We start from the raw sequence: 21,780 nt of genomic DNA on the forward strand, positions 1-21,780 counted from the left end.
AAGTGGGAAAGGATGTGGAGTTGCACAGACAACCAGGATGTTGGCTTAGAAGCAGCCACCATTTAAAGAGTGCGTAATAGCTCACTGGTCGAGTGACTCTGCGCCGAAAATGTAACGGGGCTAAACACACCACCGAAGCTATGGCTTGATGCTTTGCATCAGGGGTAGGGGAGCGTTGTATGTAGGTTGAAGGTGTACCGTAAGGAGCGCTGGACAGCATACAAGTGAGAATGCCGGTATGAGTAACGAAAAGATCAGTGAGAATCTGATCCGCCGAAAGCCTAAGGGTTCCTGAGGAAGGTTCGTCCGCTCAGGGTAAGTCGGGACCTAAGGCGAGGCCGAAAGGCGTAGTCGAAGGACAACAGGCCCTAATTCCTGTACCACCGTAATCCGTTATGAGCGATGGGGTGACGCAGCAGGGTAGTGACGCAGACTGATGGATGTCTGTCCAAGCAGTGAGGCTGGTGTGTAGGCAAATCCGCACACCGTTAAGGCTGGGCTGTGATGGGGAGTGAAAATTACAGTAGCGAAGGTCATGATCTCACACTGCCAAGAAAAGCCTCTAGTCAGGAGAAGGTGCCCGTACCGCAAACCGACACAGGTAGGCGAGAAGAGAATTCTAAGGCGCGCGGAAGAACTCTCGTTAAGGAACTCGGCAAAATGACCCCGTAACTTCGGGAGAAGGGGTGCCCCGGTAGTGTGAATAGCACGAGGGGGCCGCAGTGAAAAGGCCCAAGCGACTGTTTAGCAAAAACACAGGTCTGTGCGAAGCCGCAAGGCGAAGTATACGGGCTGACGCCTGCCCGGTGCTGGAAGGTTAAGGGGAGTGGTTAGGGAGTAATCCCGAAGCTATGAACCGAAGCCCCAGTAAACGGCGGCCGTAACTATAACGGTCCTAAGGTAGCGAAATTCCTTGTCAGGTAAATTCTGACCCGCACGAATGGCGTAACGACTTGGGCGCTGTCTCAACGAGAGATCCGGTGAAATTTTAATACCTGTGAAGATGCAGGTTACCCGCGACAAGACGGAAAGACCCCATGGAGCTTTACTGCAGCTTGATATTGGACTTTGATACGATTTGTACAGGATAGGTGGGAGCCTAAGAAGCAGGAGCGCCAGCTTCTGTGGAGGCAACGTTGGGATACCACCCTGATCGTATCGGAGTTCTAACCTGGTACCGTAAACCGGTATGGGGACAGTGTCAGGTGGGCAGTTTGACTGGGGCGGTCGCCTCCTAAAGAGTAACGGAGGCGCCCCAAGGTTCCCTCAGAATGGTTGGAAATCATTCGAAGAGTGCAAAGGCATAAGGGAGCTTGACTGCGAGACTGACAAGTCGAGCAGGGACGAAAGTCGGGCTTAGTGATCCGGTGGTACCGCATGGAAGGGCCATCGCTCAACGGATAAAAGCTACCCTGGGGATAACAGGCTTATCTCCCCCAAGAGTCCACATCGACGGGGAGGTTTGGCACCTCGATGTCGGCTCATCGCATCCTGGGGCTGAAGTAGGTCCCAAGGGTTGGGCTGTTCGCCCATTAAAGCGGTACGCGAGCTGGGTTCAGAACGTCGTGAGACAGTTCGGTCCCTATCTGTCGTGGGCGTAGGAAATTTGAGAGGAGCTGTCCTTAGTACGAGAGGACCGGGATGGACGCACCGCTGGTGCACCAGTTGTTCCGCCAGGAGCACAGCTGGGTAGCTAAGTGCGGAAGGGATAAGCGCTGAAAGCATCTAAGCGTGAAGCCCCCCTCAAGATGAGATTTCCCAGTATGTAAGACCCCTTGAAGACGACGAGGTAGATAGGCTGGAGGTGGAAGTGCAGCAATGCATGGAGCTGACCAGTACTAATCGGTCGAGGGCTTATCCTCAAAGTTTCACGAAGTGAAACTACTTCGGAAGCATATTCTAAGAACCCCGAGAACAATGGGGCACACGCAAATTCGTTTCGTATCTAGTTTTCAGGCGATCAAGCCTGAAGAGAAGATGTGGGCTTTTATTAAGGTCTGATATTTTCTCGCAGCGATGAGTTTTCTAAAGTCGGATATTTTCCTGAAGTGATTCAGGGAGTATTGACCCGGAAAAATCCCGTTTGGTAGCGATGGCGGAGGGGTTCCACACGTACCCATCCCGAACACGACCGTTAAGCCCTCCAGCGCCGATGGTACTTGGACCGCAGGGTCCTGGGAGAGTAGGACGCCGCCAAGCGAAGAACCACTGCCGATTATCGGTGGTGGTTTTTATTTTTTTATAAAGCGGATCTTTAACTAATCCATATATGAGAACAACCCGTCTCTCTAAAGCGAGAAACGGGTTGTTTGCTTATGTGCTGTAGTTTTAAGGCATATAATAGGAGATATCTTGCTCATTGAGCTTGATCACGCCGCCCTTGGGTTGTCTGCGAAGTGAGAGGAAACCATAGTAACGAGGAAGTATAATCCAAATATGCCAGAACATCATTGAAATTACAAAGGATATGGGTGACCATGGCAGGAGAATTGCAATCAAGCACAAACCTATCCAAGTCGTATGTAACTGAACTTTGCGAAATGTCCGGTAGCTAACATGCTGATCTGGCATATAACCGATCCAGGGAAGCTTGTAGCTGACTCTCCAGCGCTTACTATAGGAGTGAAGGACAATGATAAGTACCGAGCGGGAAATAGCCAGTTGAAACCATAGGATTATAGGTAATGAGAAAATAAATGAAAATACGCTTGTCCAAAAGATTAAAATAATTTCTGCCAGTACACAGACAAGGGGCAACAACAGGAAACTAACAACGAGAGGCCTGGGGAATGTAACTTTCTTAAGAAGCCTGTACTGGTAGAAGGTTGCCTGGCTGGTATTTTCAAGGGACATGGAGTAGCAAGTCCTCCTTTAGAAATCACTTAAATTGTAAACATGTATGTATGCGCATGTCTTATTAATATATCGGATGTAAAAAAGAATATTTAAGGTTTGCCCCGTACAAACACCTAAAGAAAGCCCACTGCATACATATATAGAAACAATTGAAAGGGCTATGAAATAGGTTTAAAATAATAGAAACTGTGCCATACTGATAGTAAAAAGATAAGGTGGGATCTTTAATGGACGGGCAGAGTGAAGGAAAGTGCATCATTTGCGGCGAGCACAAACAAGAGGGTATTGTCATTGTCTCTGAGTTTATCTGTGACGCATGTGAGTCGGAAATGGTTCATACAGATGTTAAGGATGATAAATACCACTTTTTCATTCACCGAATGAAGCAGATCTGGTTACAAAATAATGCTTAGGCTTTGACGAAAGGATCCACTTAGGTAGAAGGGGGTCCTTTTTTGTTTGGCTTTTTGGGGATAGCAGAGTCATGAAATATATAGGACACAGGGCTATTATACGCTAAAATATAGATAAACTGCAGGGAAGGATTCCATATCATATGTCTAAACAGAACGACAATATAAATGCTCCTTTAGCAGAGGCACTTGTGAGATATGCTGAGAGGAAGGATGCTTCTTTTCATGTTCCCGGGCATAAGAATGGGCGTGTGTTTCAGAGGCAGGCTGAGGAATATAAGCCTTTTCGTGAAATAGCGAGTATAGATGCTACAGAGATTTCCGGGTTGGATGATCTTCATCATCCGGAGGGGGCAATAGCTGAGGCTCAGGAAAAGGCAGCCCGCTTCTTCGGAGCCGAAGCGACTTATTTCCTGGTTGCCGGAAGTACTGCCGGCAACCTAGCCTTGATTCTCTCGGTGTGTACATCACCGGGAGATGTGCTGCTTGTTCAGCGCAATGTGCACAAATCCGTGATTCACGGACTTATGCTGGCTGGCGCGAACGCGGTGTTCTTAGGGCCGCAGGCTGATGCCGCCAGCGGCCTGACGACCATCCCGTCTGTAGAGACGGTGCGTGAGGCCCTCCGCCGGTATCCCGGCGCCAAGGGGCTGTTAGTAACGCATCCGAATTACTACGGGATGGGGGGCAGCCTTGCTCCGCTTGCCGAGCTGTGCCACAGCAGCGGAATTCCGCTGCTTGTTGATGAGGCACACGGTGCCCACTTCGGGCTGCATCCTGCGCTGCCAAGAAGCGCGCTCAGCGACGGTGCGGATGGCGTCGTACAATCGACGCACAAGATGCTGTCGGGGCTGACCATGAGCGCCATGCTGCACGTGCAGGGGAGCCTGATTGACCGCCAGCTGCTCCGTCAGCGGCTGACTATGATCCAAAGCTCAAGCCCTTCCTATCCTATCATGGCGTCCCTCGATCTTAGCCGGGGCCATCTGGAGGCAGAAGGGCCCTCCATTTTTGAAGAAGGTCTTAGGTACGCCGTCAAGCTCCGTAAGGAGATTCAGAAATTAAAGCGATTCGGTATAGTTGATATAACACCAGTTGCAGACTGTATAGATCCCGGCGAAATAAATGGAGCTCTGAATGGATACACCTTTCAGGATCCTTTTAAAGTGGTGATCTATGATAAATATGGCTGGTTAAGCGGGTATCAGCTGCAGGAACGTCTGGAACAGGCGGGCTGCATTCCTGAAATGAGTGATCCCCAGTACGTAGTCTTGGCACTTAGCCTAGGGACAAGCTTTGAGGATGTAGAGAGGCTATTATCGGTTCTCGTTAATCTTGATGAAGAGAGCCAGGGGGCAGGGATATCATCGGAGGGGCAGGCTCTGAGCAGAGAAAGTTATTCCGAAACTCTAGGTAGACAAGATACCTCCTCCGACTCGGAGACTTCATGGGGGCTTAACCATAGTAAGGCAGAGGGAAATCCGGCGAATAATAATCAAAAATTTTCCACGTGGAACATTCACAGCGATTCGGATATTAGCACCATGGTACCCTTTCGAATGACTCCGGTAAGGGAAGAGGAGATTGAGAGGGTGTCTATTTATCATACAGAAGGACGGGTGGCAGCAGAAATGGTGATCCCTTATCCACCTGGGATTCCCTTGCTACACCCTGGTGAACTGATTACTCCAGAGATATCCCAGCTGCTTACGAAATTGCACCAAGCAGGTGCAAAGTGTCAAGGAACAGCGGATTCAACAATGAGCACCCTACGTGTATATAAAAATCAGAAAGTTGGAGCAGAACATGAACGGTAATTTGGGGAAATTTATTACTTTTGAGGGAGGAGAGGGGTCTGGGAAGACAACAGTCCTAAGCAGGCTTTCAGATATGATGAAGGAACAGGGTTCTTCATTCATGATCACCCGGGAGCCAGGTGGCATCGAAATTGCTGAGAAGATCAGAACCATCATTCTTGATCCAGTGAATACAGCGATGGATGGACGAACCGAGGCACTGCTCTACGCGGCAGCAAGGCGGCAGCATTTAGTTGAGAAGGTTATCCCTGCACTGCAGCAAGGGATACATGTCTTCTGTGACCGTTTTATTGACAGCAGTCTGGCTTATCAAGGACACGCACGTGGGCTAGGCATCCAGCATATTTTATCGGTAAATTCCTTTGCTACGGAAGGGACAATGCCTGATCAAACGTTTTACCTGGATATCGAACCGGAGAAGGGGCTTGCAAGAATAGAAGCCAATCAAGGCCGAGAGGTGAATCGCCTCGATCTTGAAGGATTAGCCTTCCACCACAAGGTAAGAGAGGGATATCACTTGATAGCGGAGTCTTTTCCTGAACGGATTGTCATAATTGATGCAGACAGAGATATAGAAACTGTGGTTAATGATATAAAAGGCCACCTCAGCTTGACTTTAAAGGGTTTTCGCGGGTAATTGTTGAGTGGTATAATATTTTCTAAGAGGAGCTATGCTTTTCTTAAAAAGTGTAGGGAAGCTGCCGGAAGCAGATGCCTACACCACGAATTCAAGGGGGACTGTGAAGATGAAGCTGATTGTTGCAATCATCCAAGACAAGGACAGTAATCGTCTATCGGCCGCGCTAGTGAAATCCAACTTCCGTGCAACCAAGTTGGCCAGTACGGGCGGCTTTCTTCGTGCCGGGAACACGACGTTTATGATCGGGGTAGACGACAATCAGGTAGAGACCGTGCTGGGTGTCATTCGAAGCAGTTGTAAGGTTCGTGAGCAGCTAGTCACTCCGGTTACTCCGATGAGCGGAACTACAGATTCATATCTGCCTCTGCCTGTTGAGGTACAGGTTGGCGGGGCCACCGTGTTCGTTCTTCCAGTTGATCGGTTTGAACATTTCTAATCGGTTAGAGTATAACCAAGGTTAAGCTAATGATTAAATGAGGAATGGCGTGATATAGATTGAAAATTGAACCGGGATACAGACCGCTTACTAGTGGTAGAGGGATTACAGACGGATCGAATAAGCCTGTAGCAGCCAAAAACTTCTCAGATGCGATGCAGCAGCAAGGAGAGCAGGCGTCTCAGCAGGAACTGAACCGCCGGGTGAAGGAAATTCAGCTGCAGGGCGACCGTCTGGCACATTCCATGACGGTTCGGGAACTTAAAGCTTACCGGCTTCTGGTCAAACGCTTTCTGGAGGACACCGTTCGGCGCGGTGTCCGAATGAAGGAAGTGAAGGGCTGGGATCGGCGAGGAAGAGGTAAAAAGTATAACCTGATTGATGAGATTGACTCAGCTCTGCTTAGTATGGCGGATGAGCTGCTTGAAAGTGAGCAGGGTAAGATTGAACTGCTCCAGAAGATTGGTGAAATACGCGGAATGCTGATTAATTTAAGTTTTTAAGTTGACCTTTTGCGTAGAGGAAGAGAGGAACTATGTCTTTTAAGGAAATTGCCGGGCAGGAAGCGGCCAAGAAGCTGCTGCAGAATGGGCTTCGCCAGAACAAGATATCTCATGCTTATTTGTTCAGCGGCCCTGCTGGAAGCGGACAGAAAGAAATGGCTTTATCCTTCGTACAAGCTCTATTCTGTACGGAAGGTGGAGATGATGCCTGCGGGGAATGCCTTGAATGCCGCAAGCTGCTCCATGGCAATCATCCGGATCTGCATCTGATAGAACCTGAAGGGAACTCCATAAAAATTGACCAAATCCGCGATCTGCAGCGGATTTTCTCTTATCGCTCAGAAAGTGGAAATTTGAAGGCTTATATTATTCAAGACGCAGAGAAAATGACCGTACAGGCAGCAAACAGCCTGCTGAAATTCCTGGAGGAGCCCCCTTCTCCAGCGGTTGCAATTCTGCTGTCTGATAATGGACGAGCCTTGCTTCCAACTATTCAATCCAGGTCACAGCTGGTTCCCTTTACGGCCCTTAGCCCGGGACTGATGATGCAGGTTTTGTCGAATGAGGATTATCCGGCTGCTTTAGTTCGTGCAGCGGTTCATTTGGCGGCAGGTCTTGGGGCTTGCCGGGATCTACTGCAGCAGAATTGGTTTGCAGAAATCAGAAATGTAGTGGTACAATTGGGAAAGGAATCGACGAGCAGAGCGGGTTCTACTCTAATTACAGCTCAGCAGGGCGTAATCAAAGCAGGACTCGGTGATCACTTGGATGTCCTATTCGACCTGTTTCATTTGTGGTTTAAAGATATGATTCATGCCAGTTATCAAAAGCACGATAGTATCGTTTTCATAGATGAGTGGGAGTTTATCTCCAATCATGCCAGAACACGAAGCGCCGAAGAATGGATCTCCTATATGGCGCTGGCCGCAGACAGCAAGAAGAAGCTGCGGTATAATATGAACGGCCAGCTATGCCTGGAGCAGTTCCTGATTACTTTGATGGAACAGAAATGAAGCCGGTGCTTTATGGACGGGCTAGTAGGACAAACTTTCTCCCACATATATGGATTGAAGCCTTGGATTCAATTTGTATAGGTTTAGAATTTAGTTACCAGGCGGGTAATTCCGCTGGATTAGCACAAGCTATACGAGGGGGTTAGTTTTTGTACACTGTAGTGGGTGTCCGTTTCAAAAAAGCGGGCAAAATATATTACTTCGATCCACTCGAGCTTACGGTGGAGAAAGAGAATTGTGTCATCGTAGAGACAGCCCGAGGGATTGAATACGGTAAAGTGGTCGTCGGCAAAAAGTTGGTGGACGAGTCGGATGTGGTGCTTCCACTGAAGAAGGTCATCCGGGTTGCAGATGGATCAGATGCCAAGGTTGTTGAGGAGAATAAGCTTGCGGCAAAGAATGCTTTTGCCACATGTTTAAATAAAATTAAAGATCATGATTTAAAAATGAAGCTGGTCGATGTGGAATTTACCTTTGATCGTAATAAGATTATTTTTTATTTTACGGCTGAGGGTAGGGTGGATTTCCGGGAGCTTGTTAAGGATTTAGCAAGTATATTCCGAACAAGAATTGAACTCCGCCAAATTGGTGTCAGAGATGAGGCGAAGATGCTGGGCGGAATCGGACCGTGTGGCCGGGTGCTGTGCTGTTCATCATGGCTTGGTGATTTCGAGCCCGTATCTATTAAGATGGCTAAGGATCAAAGCTTGTCCTTAAATCCTACCAAGATCTCCGGTCTGTGCGGCCGGTTGATGTGCTGCCTTAAGTTTGAACATGATAATTATGAAAGTACAAAAGAAGAGCTGCCTTCCGTAGGTAAATTGGTCATCACTTCCCTGGGTGAAGGGAAAGTGGTAGGAATTAATGCCGGTTCACGGACAGTGCATGTACAGCTTTTCGAAATCGGCAAGGTTAAAGAACTTCCATTGGATGACGTGGTCATCAAGTAAACCATAGAGATGACTCTTGGGGTGGGAACTTGGACAAAAAAGATATTTATACAAACCTGCTTGATTTGGAAACCAAAATGGAAAATTTGCATAGTGAACTTGGAATTCTCAAGCTCGAAGTGAAGAAATTGCTGGAGGAGAACCAGCGTTATTCTCTTGAGAATGAACAGCTGCGCAAAGTATTGAAGCGAGAAGCGGAAGCTAGTGGGTCTGCGTCTGTGATATCTGATTATCCTGCCGACCTCCATCTCCATGAGGACGGGGAGAATATTGATATTGTTGGCGAGGGCTATGATAATCTGGCTCGCCTGTATCATGAAGGCTTCCACATTTGTAATGTGTATTATGGACATCTGCGTACAGAGGGCGACTGCCTTTTCTGCCTGTCTTTTCTTAATAAATAACAAGCCGTAGGAGGTTATTCCTACGGTTTTTTTCAAATTCAAATGAAATGGAAGTAATAGATGAATGCAAACCGTACCAATTTATGATCAAGAGCGGGTAGATGATTTGCTTACTCATAACCTGCACATTATACAAAGTGATGAGGTATTCAGCTTCTCTATGGATGCTGTCCTGCTTGCACGGTTCGCCTCTGTGCCGAAGCATGGCAAGATATTGGATCTCTGCACTGGGAATGGGGTCGTCCCACTTCTGCTAACGACAAGAACAGAAGCGCAGATTGAAGGGATTGAGATTCAGGAAAGGCTGGCAGATATGGCGCAGCGAAGCATCCGGATGAATGGACTGGAGGACCGTATTAAGATTAGACTCGGAGATCTGAGAGATCTGGTGAGCGAGACCGGGCATGGGGCCTATGATGCGATTACGGTGAATCCTCCTTATATGCCGCTTAGAGCAGGGGAAACCAAGCTAAATACACACCAAGCTATCGCGCGCCATGAGATTCACTGCAGCCTGGAAGAGGTTATACAAGCCTCAATGCGACTTCTACGCAATGGGGGGAAAGTTACCATGGTACATAAGCCACAGCGGCTGGGTGAGATCATCTCGCTGCTCAGGCAGTATCGGCTTGAACCCAAGCTAATCCGGTTCGTACACCCACGCAAGCATATGGAGGCTAATATTGTGCTAATTGAAGCGTTAAGAGACGGGAAGCCGGATATGCGTATTCTCCCGCCCCTTATCGTGTACCAAGAGGACGGCCAATATTGCCCGGAGATTATGGATATCTATTACGGATCAAATGAGGGAACTGAATGAATATACACGTACAGAAAAGCTTTCAATTAGATGGGGAGCGGCAGATCGGAAGACTGTTCCTTGTAGCTACACCCATCGGCAATCTGGAGGACATGACCTACCGGGCAGTACGTACGCTGCAAGAGGCTGATATTATCGCTGCTGAGGATACCAGGCAGACTCGCAAGCTGCTATCACACTTTGAAATCTCACCTAAGCGGCTGCTCAGTTATCATGAACACAACAAGGTGGCAAGCGGTCCTGAACTTGTTAGACTTATAATAGAAGGAAATGATCTTGCACTCGTCAGCGATGCTGGTCTTCCCGCTATTTCCGACCCTGGCCATGACCTGGTTAAGCTAGCACTTGAAGAGGGCATTTCCGTCATTCCGGTTCCTGGAGCCAACGCCGCACTTTCCGCGTTGATTATATCCGGGCTTCCAACCGAACGGTTCCAGTTCGCCGGATTTCTGCCCAGAGATAAGAAGGACAGGGAACGTCATCTTAGCTCACTACGAGATTATGAAGGAACCATCCTGCTCTATGAGTCGCCTCACCGGATTATCAAGACATTACAGCATATTCTAGATGTGTGCGGGGACCGGAATATTGCGATGGCCAGGGAGCTGACAAAGAGGTATGAAGAGGTGGCAAGGGGACCGATTAGTGATTGTCTGAGCTGGCTCGAGGAGCATCCGCCTCTTGGGGAGTACTGCATTGCGATTGAGGGTGCCCAGGAAGATGAGGTCCAGGAGCGTAAAGGGTTATGGTGGCAGCCGCTAACTATTGAGGATCATGTCACACACTATGAGCAGGAGGAGGGCCTTGGCAGGAAGGATGCCATGAAGAAGGTGGCGATTGACCGGGGGGTATCCAAAAGGGATATCTACAATGCCTTGCTATAAAGACAAAATTCAGGTTAATAAAAGAGTACACAAAAAAATGACCTTCTTCAGGCGTATACAGGGCCTGGAGAAGGTACCAAGGAGATATGAAAAAGGTTAGAATTAACAGTTTAAGTAAATCTATTATATACTAATTTTCTTAATTTGTCACAGGTGCAGGAATCTCGGAAAGACACTCGTGACATACAATTTTGCCTTTAAAGTAAGTAACATTCTCGGCATTACCACAGAAAATGCAAGCGGGCTCGTATTTCTTAAGCATGATGCGTTCTCCATCTACATAAATTTCGAGCGCATCTTTCTCGCCAATACCCAGAGTACGGCGTAATTCAATAGGAATAACCACCCGTCCCAGCTCGTCTACTTTTCTTACAATACCTGTTGATTTCATCATAACCGATGATTGCCCCTCTCGCTATAATTTAAAAATGTCATAATTCGACACGGTTCTCTGTTTTATGATAATTATAATACCAACGATTGCCAAAACAGTCAACCTATTTAATGCTAACATGCTATTTTTTTCTTATAGCTATAGTCTATAATCCCAAACAGAGCTTTACATCTTCCGGATATATTATTCCGATGCATTATTCGACATTTGGAAATTGGTACATTTGATTATACGACAACATTCGACAAAAATTGTGGTTAATTTCTAAAATATATAAAAAAACATTTTGGATAAGGAGCTAGAGATCATGAACCATCCACTTTCTGAAGAAAAAGTATTCAAAGATCCGGTACATAATTATGTTCATGTACAGGATGACTTGATCTGGTCGCTCATTAATACCCCGGAATTCCAGCGCTTAAGAAGGATCCGGCAGCTGGGGACTTCTTATCTGACCTTTCATGGGGCAGAACACAGCCGGTTCTCCCATTCACTAGGGGTCTATGAAATTACACGTAGAATCATCTCCCAATTTGAGAGGTCATCATATTCAGATTGGCCGCTGGAGGAGAAGCAGGTCGCCTTATGCGCGGCCCTTCTTCACGACCTTGGACATGGCCCCTTCTCCCATTCTATTGAAGAAGCCTTCAATATGAATCACGAGGACTGGACATGCCGGATTGTACTCGGGAATACCGAGGTCAATAAAGTGCTGAGAAGAGAAGGCGATGATTTCCCGAACAAGGTCGCCTCGGTTATACGCAAAGACTACGATAAAGCTATTGTGGTTAATCTGGTGTCAAGCCCGCTTGATGCGGATCGTATGGATTATCTGCTTCGGGATGCCTACTTCACGGGTGTTAACTATGGAACGATAGATATCGACCGAATTTTGAGGATGCTTCGTCCTTTCCAGGGCAGAGTGGTTGTTAAGGAGTCAGGGATGCACGCTGTGGAAGATTACCTGATGTCGAGATATCAAATGTATTGGCAGGTGTACTTCCACCCGGTTACCCGGAGCTCGGAAATTATATTGCGTCAGATCTTTCGCAGAGCGAAGGAGCTTCATCAGGATGGGTTCCGGTTCTCCTTCTTGCCAGATCCTCTGCCGGGCCTCTTTAACCGTGATCTGACTGTGGAAGAATATCTACTGCTTGATGAAGCGTTGGTGCAGACCACATTCGTACAATGGAGAAGAGAAGGCGATCCGCTATTGGCAGATCTATGCTCCCGCTTTATCGACAGGAGACTGTATAAATATACTGAACTGGAAATGCTGGATATGGAAATAATTGATGAAATCCGTCGTGCTTTCCGAGAGTTGGGACTAGATCCTAATTACGACCTCGAAATTGACTTTCCGACTGATCTTCCTTATGATGTGTTCCGCCCTGAGGATGACGCTAGGAAAAAACAAATTTTGCTGCTCGACCGCCAAGACAGGCTGCGTGAAATTTCGGAGGTATCTGACATTGTTCGTTCCATCAGCGGGATTCACCGCGGTAAGTATCATATGTACTATCCGGAAGATAAGCTGCGTGCAGTAGCTCATCTGCTGCCTGTAGAAACAGCTAAATTATTCAATTTGTAGTCATTACTTAAGGAGGTAAATGCACAATGCTATTTGACACACATACCCATTTGGATGCCCCGCAATTTGACGAGGACCGGGAACAGGTCATTGCCCGGGCGGTTGAGCAAGGGGTGACCCGGATGATTAATGTCGGATTCAATCGAGAGACGATTCCTTCCACCATGAAGCTCGCTGAAACTTATGATTTCATATACGCTGCTGTAGGATGGCATCCACAGGATGCGATTACGATGAAAGATGGGGACCTGGAATGGATAGCCGAGCTCTGCGGGCATAAGAAGGTCGTAGCCATCGGAGAGATTGGACTCGATTATTATTGGGATACCTCACCAAAAGATGTCCAGCATGCCGTATTCCGCAAGCAAATTGGACTGGCCCGCAGTCTGAATATGCCAATCGTGATTCACAACCGGGATGCACACGAGGATGTGATTCGAATTCTCAGGGAGGAGAAGGCCAGTGAGGTTGGAGGAGTTATGCACTCATTCTCGGGCAGCTGGGAGACCGCTAGGATGTGCCTGGATTTGGGATTCCATATTTCCTTCGGAGGTCCTATTACCTTCAAGAATGCTAAGCAACCGAAAGAAGTATTAAAGCAGGTTCCGAATGACCGTTTACTGATCGAAACAGATTCCCCTTATTTAACTCCACATCCATTTCGTGGCAAGAGAAATGAGTCGGCGCATGTGCGGCTTGTAGCCGAAATGGCAGCTGAGCTGAAGGGCATTTCTCTGGAGGAATTGGCCGACATTACAACCAAAAATTCACTGGAACGATTTGGAATTAGGTGAAATCGGGAGCAAAAGCGGTGAAATAAAGAGTATTTTGAAAAGATTAATTGTTTTTAATCAATAAAAGGATGATTATTACAAAAAATTAACCAAATATTTAAAAAAACTAGTTGATTCCCGCTTTACAACATGCATACAAACAGGATAGAATCTTTTCAGTAATTGATTTGTTAGTTTTGTAAAGCGGCATGATTTTGCTAGCTATGTGAGTTGAACTAAGTTTTGGTTTGATTTACAAAGCTTAAGTTCATTCACGCGATCAATTACAAGGTTCCAAGAACCAGTCTCGCTGAATCTCCCTCACCGGAGAACGGGGGAACCAATACGGATATTTGAACATGAATATTCCGTATTTGATTTCTTTACGGGTCTTTGGGGTGAATTCAAGGTCATTGCGCCATGAGCGGATGAACTAAGATAGGGCAGCTCTCTACGCCCGAACCCGACAGCTAACCTCGTAAGCGTATGAAGAGAGAGGCATACTCGTGCATCCTACATTCCTTTAGTCAGCCGGAAGCCACGAAAGAGATCCTCTTAAACTCTTTCTCTAGGCTTCTTTTTGTTTTGAATAAAGGTGATAGGATCGTCATACAGTGGTATGACAGGAGGAGACGCCTAACAGGCTGGAGCAGGATGCGAAATGCGGTTAACTTGGCATTTCGTAAAAAACGGTATATAGTCGCGTCAAATTCTATATGAGTCGATCTTAGACGGCGGGGCTATGAAGGAGGACGGAAGAAGTGGGCGTTTTCGGACCTAAAGAAACAACCCATGGTTCACGATCATCCAGCATGTCTTACGCGTTGCGATGGAAGCAAGAGAACAAGCGTCAAATTATAGTTGGAGGAATTATCACCGTCGCATTGCTTGTCAGCGTAATGGCTTGGTTCTACACCCAGGCTGACAAGAACATTTACTTGGTTGCAGATGGCAAAACGCAGTCTGCCGGCACGCCGGAGACGAAGCCAGATCAAGTGCTGGAACAGCAAGAGGCTAACCTGAATTCTGGAGAGAAGGGTTCTCCATCCCTCGGCAGCACTTTTCAAGATGGGAATCAGCTCTTCATCGACCGTGTGGTTCCGGTTAAGGTCACGGCGGATGGCGTGACTAATCAGCACCTTACTACCGCGGATAATGTTCAGGAAGCTATATCCAAGCTGGGCGTATCTGTATCAAGCGAAGACAAAGTGTATCCTTCCTTGAACAGTCCGATTCAATCGGATCTGCATATTCGTATCGTTCGGGTTGATAAGCGTACTCTAAAGAGAACAGAGAGTATTCCTTACACCTTCGTTAAGACTTCGGATCCTTCCTTGGAGAAAGGCAAGACCAAGCTGGTTCAGAAGGGCCACGCCGGTGTCGTGGTTCATGAAATCGAGAAGGTGTATCAAGATGGCCAGTTGGTGTCGAAACGGTTAGTTAATAAGTCCGTGGAGAAGCAGCCATCAACGAAGGTATTGGCTGTAGGCACGAAGCCAAAGACCCAAGTCCTAGCAGCGAGCATTGACCGTTCCAGCCAGGCTGTGAAGATCAGTCAGAATAACAGCGTCAAAAAGGGCGGCGTGCAGTTTAAATATAAAAAGTTGCTGAAGAACGTATCCTTAACTGCCTACTCTGCCGAAGAGGGCGGTATTGGTACCAAGACAGCTTCAGGAGCCCGCGTAAGCGAAGGAAGAACCATTGCGGTAGATACCGATGTGATTCCGATGGGCTGGTGGGTCTATATTGAAGGTGTGGGCTTCCGCAGAGCGGAGGATACCGGCAGCGCGATTAAAGGCAACAAAATCGATGTGTATTATGATAGTTTGAAGGATGCCAATAACTTTGGACGCAAAAAGGGACGTACGGTCTACGTGATTGGTCCCGTCAAACCGGAATTGAACTAATCCATTCTGTACTGACATTTACTTTGAGTGTGGAATAAGGTACCATTACAGATGGTGAATATGTATATGATAAGAAGAGGAGCTATCCTCTTCTTTTTGTTATTCTGGATGGATTGAACGAGAGAAGCGAGTCCTAAAGTACCCATTCTTATGCACTTCGCCTAAGTGTAGAAATGTATAAGACTTAAGAGAAGCTGAATACTTTATATATCGTAATAAGGGCTTTGTTTTTTAAGGAATTTGACGAAATTAACGAGAACAGGCGCCGAAGGGTGCTTTCTTTTATGATAAGCTGCTGTAGAAAGGATGGCGTCCAATGATTAAGGAGGTCATTGTAGTAGAAGGAAGGGACGATACCGTTGCCGTCAAGAGAGCGGTTGAGGCGGACACAATTGAGACTGGAGGGTCCGCAATTGGTCCGGCTGTTATAAGGAAGATCAAGCTGGCACAAGAACGGAGAGGGGTTATTATTTTTACAGACCCTGATCATGCCGGAGAACGGATACGCAAGATTGTGGCTGCGAAGGTGCCTGGATGCAAGCATGCCTTTCTGACGGAGGCGGAAGCTACCCACCGGGGGGATATCGGGGTCGAGAACGCCTCACCTGAGACGATCCGAGAGGCGCTGTCCCGGGTCCGCAGTGAGTATACGGGGGAAGAGACGCTTATCGACTTTAATGACCTCATCGAGGCGGGGCTGATTGTGCATCCTAATGCTGCCGCAAGACGTCACTTCATGGGTGAATTGCTTGGAATAGGATACTGCAATGGGAAGCAGTTCTTTAAGCGCCTGCGTATCTTCCACATCAGCAGGGAGGAATTCGCTGCAGCCCTTCATCAATTAGAGGAAAAAGGAGTATAACACGAATGAGCAGGATGGAAGATATATCAACCCCGAAGCGGACTAAGGAAATTATTCAGCGGCACGGATTCTCATTCAAGAAAAGTCTGGGTCAGAACTTTCTTATAGATCAGAATATCCTGTCCAAGATTGTGGGAGCTGCTGAACTGGATGAAACGAAGGGTGCCCTTGAGATCGGGCCTGGTATAGGTGCATTGACTCAGAAGCTTGCTGAAACCGCAGGCAAGGTCACTGCCGTAGAAATTGATCAGAGGCTGATCCCGATTCTGGAAGAAGTACTTGAGCCCTACTCTCATATCAAAGTCGTTCATGGGGATGTTCTGAAGCTGGACCTGCGGTCATTAATCGAGACGGAATATGCCGGACTAACTGGGGTCAGTGTAGTGGCTAACCTTCCCTACTACGTAACGACACCGATTATTATGAAGCTGCTGGAAGAACATCTGCCGCTTGAGAACATTGTGGTGATGATTCAGAAGGAAGTGGCAGAACGTATGGCCGCGGCACCAGGAGGCAAGGAATACGGAAGCCTAAGTATTGCAGTCCAATATTATTGTGAGCCCGAACTTGTATGTATCGTTCCGCATACCGTCTTTATACCGCAGCCGAATGTGGATTCCGCTGTCATCCGTCTCAAGGTCCGCAAGGAGCCGCCAGTTCAGGTGGATGATGAGGGGTTCTTCTTTGGGGTAGTCCAAGCCTCATTCGCGCAGCGGAGAAAGACGATCTCCAATAATCTCAAAACCCGCTTCTTCGCAAACGAAGGCCGTGAAGAGCTGGAGAGACTGCTTCAGGAAGCGGAGATTGTTCCGTCTAGACGGGCGGAGACCTTGAGTCTTGATGAATTCGCAAAGCTAAGTAATGTGTTGATGCGAGCTGGGCTGAAATAGCTTGTTCCATAGGAACCAAAGATCACATTCGCCCATACGATGAGTCTAGAGGTGATGGACTTGACGAATTTGGGAGACTTGGTTGTACGCAAATCTTACGGAGGAGACGTTACCTTCCGTGTGGAATCCATGACACGCAGCCAAGCAATCATTAAAGGTACTGAATTTCGGTTATTGGCGGATGCCCCGCTTATGGATTTGGTTAAAGTGGATCGTCCCGTTACATCCGAGAAGTCCCAGCGGGCCAGAGTGAAGGCCACGGAATCACTGGAGCGGCTGCAGCAGGACCAAAAGGACCAGGATGAACGGAATCAGGCCGAGCTGATGCATGGGCTGCATTCGCTGAGTGGACCCGCCTATTTTGAAGTGCCAGGGAAGGTGCTTCATTTGGACGGCGACCCCGCTTATTTGAAGAAGAGTCTTGATCTCTATGAAAGGCTGCGTGTTCCTGCAGATGGTTACTATGTCCAGGAGCCAGCGATGGCGGATGCATTGCGGAGCCTGCTGCCAAGGGTGCAGCCGGATATTCTGGTCATTACGGGGCATGATGGAGTGCTTAAGAGCATGATTAACCATGACCTGTACAATTTGAACAGTTATAAAAACTCACGCAGCTTCGTAGAGGCGGTGCAAGTAGCCCGTCAGTATGAGCGCGGATTTGATGCGTTGACGATTGTCGCAGGGGCCTGTCAGTCTCACTTTGAGGCCCTGCTGCAGGCAGGAGCTAATTTTGCAAGCTCACCAGCCCGCATTCTCATTCATGCGCTGGACCCTGTATATGTGGCTGCCAAAGCCTCCTTTACCCCGGTTCGGAGCACAATTCATATTACCGATGTGCTGAATCATACAATCAGCGGTATTCAAGGGGTAGGAGGGATTGAAACCCGAGGTAGCTACCGAATTGGTCTACCCAGGTTTCGGGACCTTTCGACTTTAAAGGTAGTTCCATCAGCTAATTAACATATATTTAGGTTAATCATATTTAGGTCCCGGATTCGGGGCCTATTTTGTTATGGCTTTAGCCGGTTGAGTGCGTGAAACGCGCGAAACAAAAAACCACCCGCTATGCGGGTGGAGGGATCAGCGGTTTGACCACTAAGACCATTCCGATAAAATTGAGATGTTCAGGCTCAAAGAAAGGAATGGTCTTAAATGGCAAACAAGAGCTATAGTCTAGCTCACACAAAGTGGATGTGCAAATACCACATTGTCTTCACCCCGAAGTATAGACGGAAAGAGATCTATAATCAAGTAAGAAGAGATTTAATAGAAATTTTCAAACGCTTATGTAAGTACAAGGGAGTAGAAATTATAGAAGGTCACATGATGCCTGATCATGTCCATATGTTGGTCGCTATCCCACCGAAAATTTCAGTCTCATCATTCATGGGATATCTAAAGGGAAAAAGTTCGTTAATGATCTTCGAGAAGCACGCACAACTAAAGTATAAATACGGGAATCGAAAATTCTGGGCAGAAGGATATTATGTGAGTACGGTAGGTTTGAATGAAGCAACCGTAGCGAAGTACATTCGTGAACAAGAGGCACATGACCAAGCTGTAGATAAGCTGAGCGTAAAAGAGTACGAAGATCCATTCAGCAGCAACAGGGGCAAAAAGAAATAAACCAGTTTAACTGGTAAGTGAAAGTGACAATTAACACTGAGCCTGAACAGATTTGTGGTCAGGCTAGCGTCTTTAGGCGCAGTTTGGCAACAGGGGGTTATACCCCAAGAGCAAACCACCCGTTGGACGGGTGGTCATGATTGTGTTCAAAAGTCATCCTAAATTCCCGGTATTCTGCATAAGCTAATTAGGTCACCTAGGTTTAATTTTTCCCGGCACAACAGGGGTTCGGCAGGGATTGCAAAAAAAATCGTTGACAACAGAATTTGACCCTTGATATAATTATTTATTTTGATTTGACAAGTTATGTGTTTGGGAGTATAATGGACAAGAAAGAGGTGGTCATAGGTAATGGCGAAAAATGCGCTGTCGGAAATTAAGAACAATCTCGAAGCTCACGTTGGACAGAAGATTCTGCTGCGTGCGAATGGAGGTCGCCGTAAGACCGTTGAACGCACGGGTGTTCTAGAGGAGACCTATCCCTCTGTCTTTATTGTCAAGCTCGACCAAGAGCAGCAGACTTTCAAACGCGTATCCTACAGTTATGCCGATATACTAACCGAATCCGTTGAAGTCACGATCTGTGATGATAATGCAGACAGCGAGATGAGGATTTCGTATATTAAACCTTAGAACATCATGTTATACAGTTTATAAGCGGTCTTGACGCTCACGTCAGGCCGCTTTTTTATTGGCAGGGCATCCTGTGCCAAATTGGCAGCAGATTATGTGAATGAGATCCGGCAGGCGCGATATACTAACAAGGTTCCTTACTCATAGATCTTAAAGGAGGGCCTCTCATGTCGCGCAGAAGACGCAGTGTCATGTCCGAAGACCTGAAAGTGGAACTTGCCAAGGATCTGGGCTTCTACGATACCGTGCAAAAAGAGGGATGGGGCGGGATTAAGGCCAAGGACGCAGGTAATATGATCAAAAGGGCCATACAATTGGCGGAACAGTCCGCATCCCGCAATTCCTAAACGGTAAAGGCTCCTCCACACTGATGGAGGGGTCTTTTGTCTCTATTCCACTGCATAAATAAGACTTCATATAAAGTTTTTGTTATAATGAACAAAATAACCATGTAAGGCATATGGAATGAGCTCGGGATTACCGGGCTCAAGCCATCCTAGACGGAAACTTAAGAGTAGGTGAACGCCTTGAAGATTTACGAAAAAGCACCGGCCAAGATTAATCTTATGCTGGATGTCCTACATAAACGGCCTGACGGCTATCACGAAGTGGAAATGATTATGACCATGGTCGATTTGGCTGATCGACTAGAAATGTATGAGCTGCCAAGAGATACGATTATTATCTCCAGCCAGGTTGGTTACATCCCGCTTGACGAGAAGAACCTGGCGTTCCAGGCAGCCAAGCTCATTAAAGAGCGGTATCATGTAACCAAAGGGGTATACATTCATCTGGACAAGAAGATTCCGGTAGCCGCAGGTCTAGCAGGAGGCAGCAGTGATGCGGCTGCTACGCTTAGAGGCCTCAACCGCTTATGGAATCTGAACATCCCGCTAGAAGAGCTGCAGACACTTGGAGCCGAGCTTGGCTCTGATGTTCCCTTCTGTGTAACTGGAGGAACCGCGCTGGCTACAGGACGCGGGGAGCAGCTTACCCCGCTGCCAGGTCCACCGCAGTGCTGGGTGATTCTCGCCAAGCTGCCGATTAATGTATCGACTGCTGAGGTATATGGACGGCTGCGGAGCGATAAGCTCCAGAAGCATCCTTCTGCTCAGCGGATGCAGGAGGCTATTATGCAGGGTTCTTTCCCTGCGGTATGCAGCGAGCTTGGCAATGTGCTTGAGGATGTAACGCTGCAAATGCACCCCGAGGTAGCTCAGCTCAGAGAGACGATGATACGTCTTGGCGCAGACGGTGTGCTAATGTCGGGCAGCGGACCTACCGTATTCGGCCTGGTGTCCAAGGAATCTAAGGTGGCCCGGATATATAACGGTCTTCGGGGTTTCTGTAAAGAAGTGTATGCTGTGCGTCTGCTTACCTGATTCAGGACGAATCCGGCAACATTTTTTGGACAATTCCGTACAAAGATGGTATATTTTCATTAAAATATTCGGATTTTATATAGTAGGAACTCGGGGCTAGACTTAATCCGGGTTCTATCTATTTAGCGAGGGGTCTTTCGTGAAAAAATTAAAAAGAAGCGCCAGATTAGTGGAAATGACCCAGTATCTGTTACTCCGCCCACACCACCTAATTCCACTAACCACATTTGCTGAACGATATGGAGCGGCCAAGTCATCCATTAGTGAGGATTTGTCAATTATTAAAGAAGTTTTTGAAGAAGAAGGTATGGGGGATCTGCTGACCCTTGCCGGTGCGGCCGGAGGCGTGAAATTCATTCCTAAAGTCGGAGAGACGCAAGCACGGGAGTTCATTGATCAGCTGTGCGGGATGCTGTCTGACCGGAATCGTATTCTTCCAGGCGGCTATCTGTATATGTCAGACTTACTGGGTCTTCCGAATTTGATGAACGAAGCCGGGAAGCTATTCGCTACCGTATTCGCCAACCAGAATATCGATGTTATTATGACCGTGGAGACGAAGGGTATTCCGCTTGCTTATGCTACCGGGGCTCAGCTCAATCTTCCGGTTGTGCTGGTACGAAGGGACCATCAGGTAACAGAAGGCTCCGCCGTAAGTATTAACTATGTTTCTGGCTCGCATAAGAGCCTTCACACGATGACGTTATCGCGGCGGGCACTGAAGGAGAATTCCCGTGTCCTGATCGTAGATGACTTCATGAAAGCAGGAGGCACGATTCAAGGCATGGTAGATCTGCTGGCTGAATTTAACGCCACCGTGGCCGGTGTAGGAGTGCTTGTAGAGTCCGGAGAGGTCGAATCCGAGCAGCGACTTCTCCATGACTATGTATCCTTAGCCACGTTAACGGCCGTGGACCCTAAGGAGAAAGAAATTGTAGTTCAACCTGGCAACTATTTCAGCAGAATTGAAGACCAATAAATTTTGT

22 protein-coding genes, 2 rRNA genes and 1 riboswitch (1 of these 25 only partly in view) are annotated in these 21,780 nt (G+C 47.5%); of the genes, 23 read left to right on the forward strand and 1 reads right to left on the reverse strand.

Features of this window, described 5'->3' with window-relative positions; all coding sequences use genetic code 11:
• From ACRRNK_RS00055 to rsmI, 12 genes are all read left to right on the forward strand, one after another.
• A 23S ribosomal RNA gene (locus ACRRNK_RS00055) occupies window positions 1-1,862 on the forward strand (it extends 1,070 nt beyond the left edge of the window).
• 220 nt (window positions 1,863-2,082) lie between these two features.
• Window positions 2,083-2,199: ribosomal RNA gene (rrf, locus tag ACRRNK_RS00060) — 5S ribosomal RNA — on the forward strand.
• Window positions 2,200-3,083: 884 nt separating this feature from the next.
• On the forward strand, window positions 3,084-3,269 hold the full coding sequence (locus ACRRNK_RS00065; protein WP_433944839.1) for a sigma factor G inhibitor Gin: 186 nt from the start codon (window positions 3,084-3,086) through the stop codon (window positions 3,267-3,269).
• A gap of 143 nt (window positions 3,270-3,412) precedes the next feature.
• On the forward strand, window positions 3,413-5,086 hold the full coding sequence (locus ACRRNK_RS00070) for an aminotransferase class I/II-fold pyridoxal phosphate-dependent enzyme (protein WP_433944840.1): 1,674 nt from the start codon (window positions 3,413-3,415) through the stop codon (window positions 5,084-5,086).
• Entirely contained in the window at window positions 5,076-5,723 is a 648-nt protein-coding gene (tmk, locus tag ACRRNK_RS00075; RefSeq protein WP_433944841.1) for a dTMP kinase, read from the forward strand. The genes ACRRNK_RS00070 and tmk overlap by 11 nt, the downstream gene beginning before the upstream one ends.
• 109 nt (window positions 5,724-5,832) lie before the next feature.
• Window positions 5,833-6,162, forward strand: coding sequence for a cyclic-di-AMP receptor (locus ACRRNK_RS00080; RefSeq protein WP_251376862.1), 330 nt, complete (start codon window positions 5,833-5,835; stop codon window positions 6,160-6,162).
• Between the two features lie 59 nt (window positions 6,163-6,221).
• Window positions 6,222-6,665 (forward strand): YaaR family protein, encoded by a 444-nt coding sequence (locus ACRRNK_RS00085; RefSeq protein WP_433944842.1) that lies wholly within the window; start codon window positions 6,222-6,224, stop codon window positions 6,663-6,665.
• A 32-nt stretch (window positions 6,666-6,697) separates the two neighbouring features.
• Window positions 6,698-7,678, forward strand: a complete 981-nt coding sequence (gene holB, locus ACRRNK_RS00090; protein WP_433944843.1) for a DNA polymerase III subunit delta' — start codon at window positions 6,698-6,700, stop codon at window positions 7,676-7,678.
• A gap of 149 nt (window positions 7,679-7,827) precedes the next feature.
• A complete protein-coding gene (locus ACRRNK_RS00095) occupies window positions 7,828-8,628 on the forward strand; it encodes a PSP1 domain-containing protein (protein ID WP_433944844.1) in 801 nt (266 codons plus the stop codon).
• A 77-nt stretch (window positions 8,629-8,705) separates the two neighbouring features.
• Window positions 8,706-9,032 (forward strand): initiation-control protein YabA, encoded by a 327-nt coding sequence (locus ACRRNK_RS00100; protein ID WP_433946750.1) that lies wholly within the window; start codon window positions 8,706-8,708, stop codon window positions 9,030-9,032.
• A gap of 64 nt (window positions 9,033-9,096) precedes the next feature.
• Complete coding sequence (locus ACRRNK_RS00105; protein ID WP_433944845.1) at window positions 9,097-9,852, forward strand: tRNA1(Val) (adenine(37)-N6)-methyltransferase; 756 nt, start codon at window positions 9,097-9,099, stop codon at window positions 9,850-9,852.
• Window positions 9,849-10,736 (forward strand): 16S rRNA (cytidine(1402)-2'-O)-methyltransferase, encoded by an 888-nt coding sequence (rsmI, locus tag ACRRNK_RS00110; protein WP_433944846.1) that lies wholly within the window; start codon window positions 9,849-9,851, stop codon window positions 10,734-10,736. The genes ACRRNK_RS00105 and rsmI overlap by 4 nt, the downstream gene beginning before the upstream one ends.
• A 139-nt stretch (window positions 10,737-10,875) precedes the next feature.
• Here the strand turns inward: rsmI and ACRRNK_RS00115 are convergent, their stop codons facing one another.
• Window positions 10,876-11,130: an AbrB/MazE/SpoVT family DNA-binding domain-containing protein gene (locus ACRRNK_RS00115; protein WP_068621685.1), complete on the reverse strand. Its 255-nt coding sequence runs from the start codon at window positions 11,128-11,130 to the stop codon at window positions 10,876-10,878.
• A gap of 307 nt (window positions 11,131-11,437) precedes the next feature.
• Here ACRRNK_RS00115 and ACRRNK_RS00120 point away from each other — a divergent pair, with 307 nt between their 5' ends.
• From ACRRNK_RS00120 to purR, 11 genes are all read left to right on the forward strand, one after another.
• Window positions 11,438-12,721 (forward strand): HD domain-containing protein, encoded by a 1,284-nt coding sequence (locus ACRRNK_RS00120; RefSeq protein ID WP_433944847.1) that lies wholly within the window; start codon window positions 11,438-11,440, stop codon window positions 12,719-12,721.
• Between the two features lie 26 nt (window positions 12,722-12,747).
• Entirely contained in the window at window positions 12,748-13,515 is a 768-nt protein-coding gene (locus ACRRNK_RS00125) for a TatD family hydrolase (RefSeq protein ID WP_433944848.1), read from the forward strand.
• Between the two features lie 277 nt (window positions 13,516-13,792).
• Window positions 13,793-13,995: riboswitch (cyclic di-AMP (ydaO/yuaA leader) on the forward strand.
• Between the two features lie 260 nt (window positions 13,996-14,255).
• A complete protein-coding gene (locus ACRRNK_RS00130) occupies window positions 14,256-15,401 on the forward strand; it encodes a G5 domain-containing protein (RefSeq protein ID WP_433944849.1) in 1,146 nt (381 codons plus the stop codon).
• Window positions 15,402-15,717: 316 nt separating this feature from the next.
• The gene (gene rnmV, locus ACRRNK_RS00135; RefSeq protein ID WP_433944850.1) at window positions 15,718-16,263 is read left to right on the forward strand and encodes a ribonuclease M5; all 546 of its coding nucleotides are present in this window, start codon (window positions 15,718-15,720) and stop codon (window positions 16,261-16,263) included.
• 5 nt (window positions 16,264-16,268) lie between these two features.
• Entirely contained in the window at window positions 16,269-17,153 is an 885-nt protein-coding gene (gene rsmA / locus ACRRNK_RS00140) for a 16S rRNA (adenine(1518)-N(6)/adenine(1519)-N(6))-dimethyltransferase RsmA (RefSeq protein WP_433944851.1), read from the forward strand.
• Between the two features lie 39 nt (window positions 17,154-17,192).
• Window positions 17,193-18,113 carry a sporulation peptidase YabG gene (yabG, locus tag ACRRNK_RS00145; protein ID WP_433944852.1) on the forward strand — a complete coding sequence of 307 codons (921 nt, stop codon included), beginning with the start codon at window positions 17,193-17,195 and terminating at the stop codon, window positions 18,111-18,113.
• Between the two features lie 192 nt (window positions 18,114-18,305).
• Window positions 18,306-18,779 carry an IS200/IS605 family transposase gene (tnpA, locus tag ACRRNK_RS00150; protein WP_433942914.1) on the forward strand — a complete coding sequence of 158 codons (474 nt, stop codon included), beginning with the start codon at window positions 18,306-18,308 and terminating at the stop codon, window positions 18,777-18,779.
• Window positions 18,780-19,130: 351 nt separating this feature from the next.
• Window positions 19,131-19,412 carry a biofilm formation stimulator Veg gene (gene veg / locus ACRRNK_RS00155; RefSeq protein ID WP_127201046.1) on the forward strand — a complete coding sequence of 94 codons (282 nt, stop codon included), beginning with the start codon at window positions 19,131-19,133 and terminating at the stop codon, window positions 19,410-19,412.
• Window positions 19,413-19,579: 167 nt separating this feature from the next.
• Entirely contained in the window at window positions 19,580-19,759 is a 180-nt protein-coding gene (locus ACRRNK_RS00160; RefSeq protein WP_068621700.1) for a small, acid-soluble spore protein, alpha/beta type, read from the forward strand.
• A 180-nt stretch (window positions 19,760-19,939) separates the two neighbouring features.
• The gene (ispE, locus tag ACRRNK_RS00165) at window positions 19,940-20,794 is read left to right on the forward strand and encodes a 4-(cytidine 5'-diphospho)-2-C-methyl-D-erythritol kinase (RefSeq protein WP_433944853.1); all 855 of its coding nucleotides are present in this window, start codon (window positions 19,940-19,942) and stop codon (window positions 20,792-20,794) included.
• A gap of 139 nt (window positions 20,795-20,933) precedes the next feature.
• Window positions 20,934-21,773, forward strand: a complete 840-nt coding sequence (gene purR / locus ACRRNK_RS00170) for a pur operon repressor (protein WP_433944854.1) — start codon at window positions 20,934-20,936, stop codon at window positions 21,771-21,773.
• Window positions 21,774-21,780 lie beyond the last annotated feature (7 nt).

This window comes from Paenibacillus sp. SN-8-1, from assembly GCF_050995535.1.
GTDB lineage: Bacteria > Bacillota > Bacilli > Paenibacillales > Paenibacillaceae > Fontibacillus.

What these genes read in the sequence shown, in the direction of transcription:
- holB (WP_433944843.1), top strand. Translation starts at nt 6,698, where the DNA reads ATGTCTTTTAAGGAAATTGCCGGGCAGGAAGCGGCCAAGAAGCTGCTG.
- ACRRNK_RS00125 (WP_433944848.1), top strand. Translation starts at nt 12,748, where the DNA reads ATGCTATTTGACACACATACCCATTTGGATGCCCCGCAATTTGACGAG.
- tnpA (WP_433942914.1), top strand. Translation starts at nt 18,306, where the DNA reads ATGGCAAACAAGAGCTATAGTCTAGCTCACACAAAGTGGATGTGCAAA.
- ACRRNK_RS00065 (WP_433944839.1), top strand. Translation starts at nt 3,084, where the DNA reads ATGGACGGGCAGAGTGAAGGAAAGTGCATCATTTGCGGCGAGCACAAA.
- tmk (WP_433944841.1), top strand. Translation starts at nt 5,076, where the DNA reads ATGAACGGTAATTTGGGGAAATTTATTACTTTTGAGGGAGGAGAGGGG.
- ACRRNK_RS00105 (WP_433944845.1), top strand. Translation starts at nt 9,097, where the DNA reads ATGCAAACCGTACCAATTTATGATCAAGAGCGGGTAGATGATTTGCTT.
- ACRRNK_RS00160 (WP_068621700.1), top strand. Translation starts at nt 19,580, where the DNA reads ATGTCGCGCAGAAGACGCAGTGTCATGTCCGAAGACCTGAAAGTGGAA.
- ACRRNK_RS00115 (WP_068621685.1), bottom strand. Translation starts at nt 11,130, where the DNA reads ATGATGAAATCAACAGGTATTGTAAGAAAAGTAGACGAGCTGGGACGG.
- rsmI (WP_433944846.1), top strand. Translation starts at nt 9,849, where the DNA reads ATGAATATACACGTACAGAAAAGCTTTCAATTAGATGGGGAGCGGCAG.
- ACRRNK_RS00070 (WP_433944840.1), top strand. Translation starts at nt 3,413, where the DNA reads ATGTCTAAACAGAACGACAATATAAATGCTCCTTTAGCAGAGGCACTT.
- ACRRNK_RS00080 (WP_251376862.1), top strand. Translation starts at nt 5,833, where the DNA reads ATGAAGCTGATTGTTGCAATCATCCAAGACAAGGACAGTAATCGTCTA.
- ACRRNK_RS00120 (WP_433944847.1), top strand. Translation starts at nt 11,438, where the DNA reads ATGAACCATCCACTTTCTGAAGAAAAAGTATTCAAAGATCCGGTACAT.
- ACRRNK_RS00100 (WP_433946750.1), top strand. Translation starts at nt 8,706, where the DNA reads ATGGAAAATTTGCATAGTGAACTTGGAATTCTCAAGCTCGAAGTGAAG.
- yabG (WP_433944852.1), top strand. Translation starts at nt 17,193, where the DNA reads ATGAGTCTAGAGGTGATGGACTTGACGAATTTGGGAGACTTGGTTGTA.
- rsmA (WP_433944851.1), top strand. Translation starts at nt 16,269, where the DNA reads ATGAGCAGGATGGAAGATATATCAACCCCGAAGCGGACTAAGGAAATT.
- rnmV (WP_433944850.1), top strand. Translation starts at nt 15,718, where the DNA reads ATGATTAAGGAGGTCATTGTAGTAGAAGGAAGGGACGATACCGTTGCC.
- veg (WP_127201046.1), top strand. Translation starts at nt 19,131, where the DNA reads ATGGCGAAAAATGCGCTGTCGGAAATTAAGAACAATCTCGAAGCTCAC.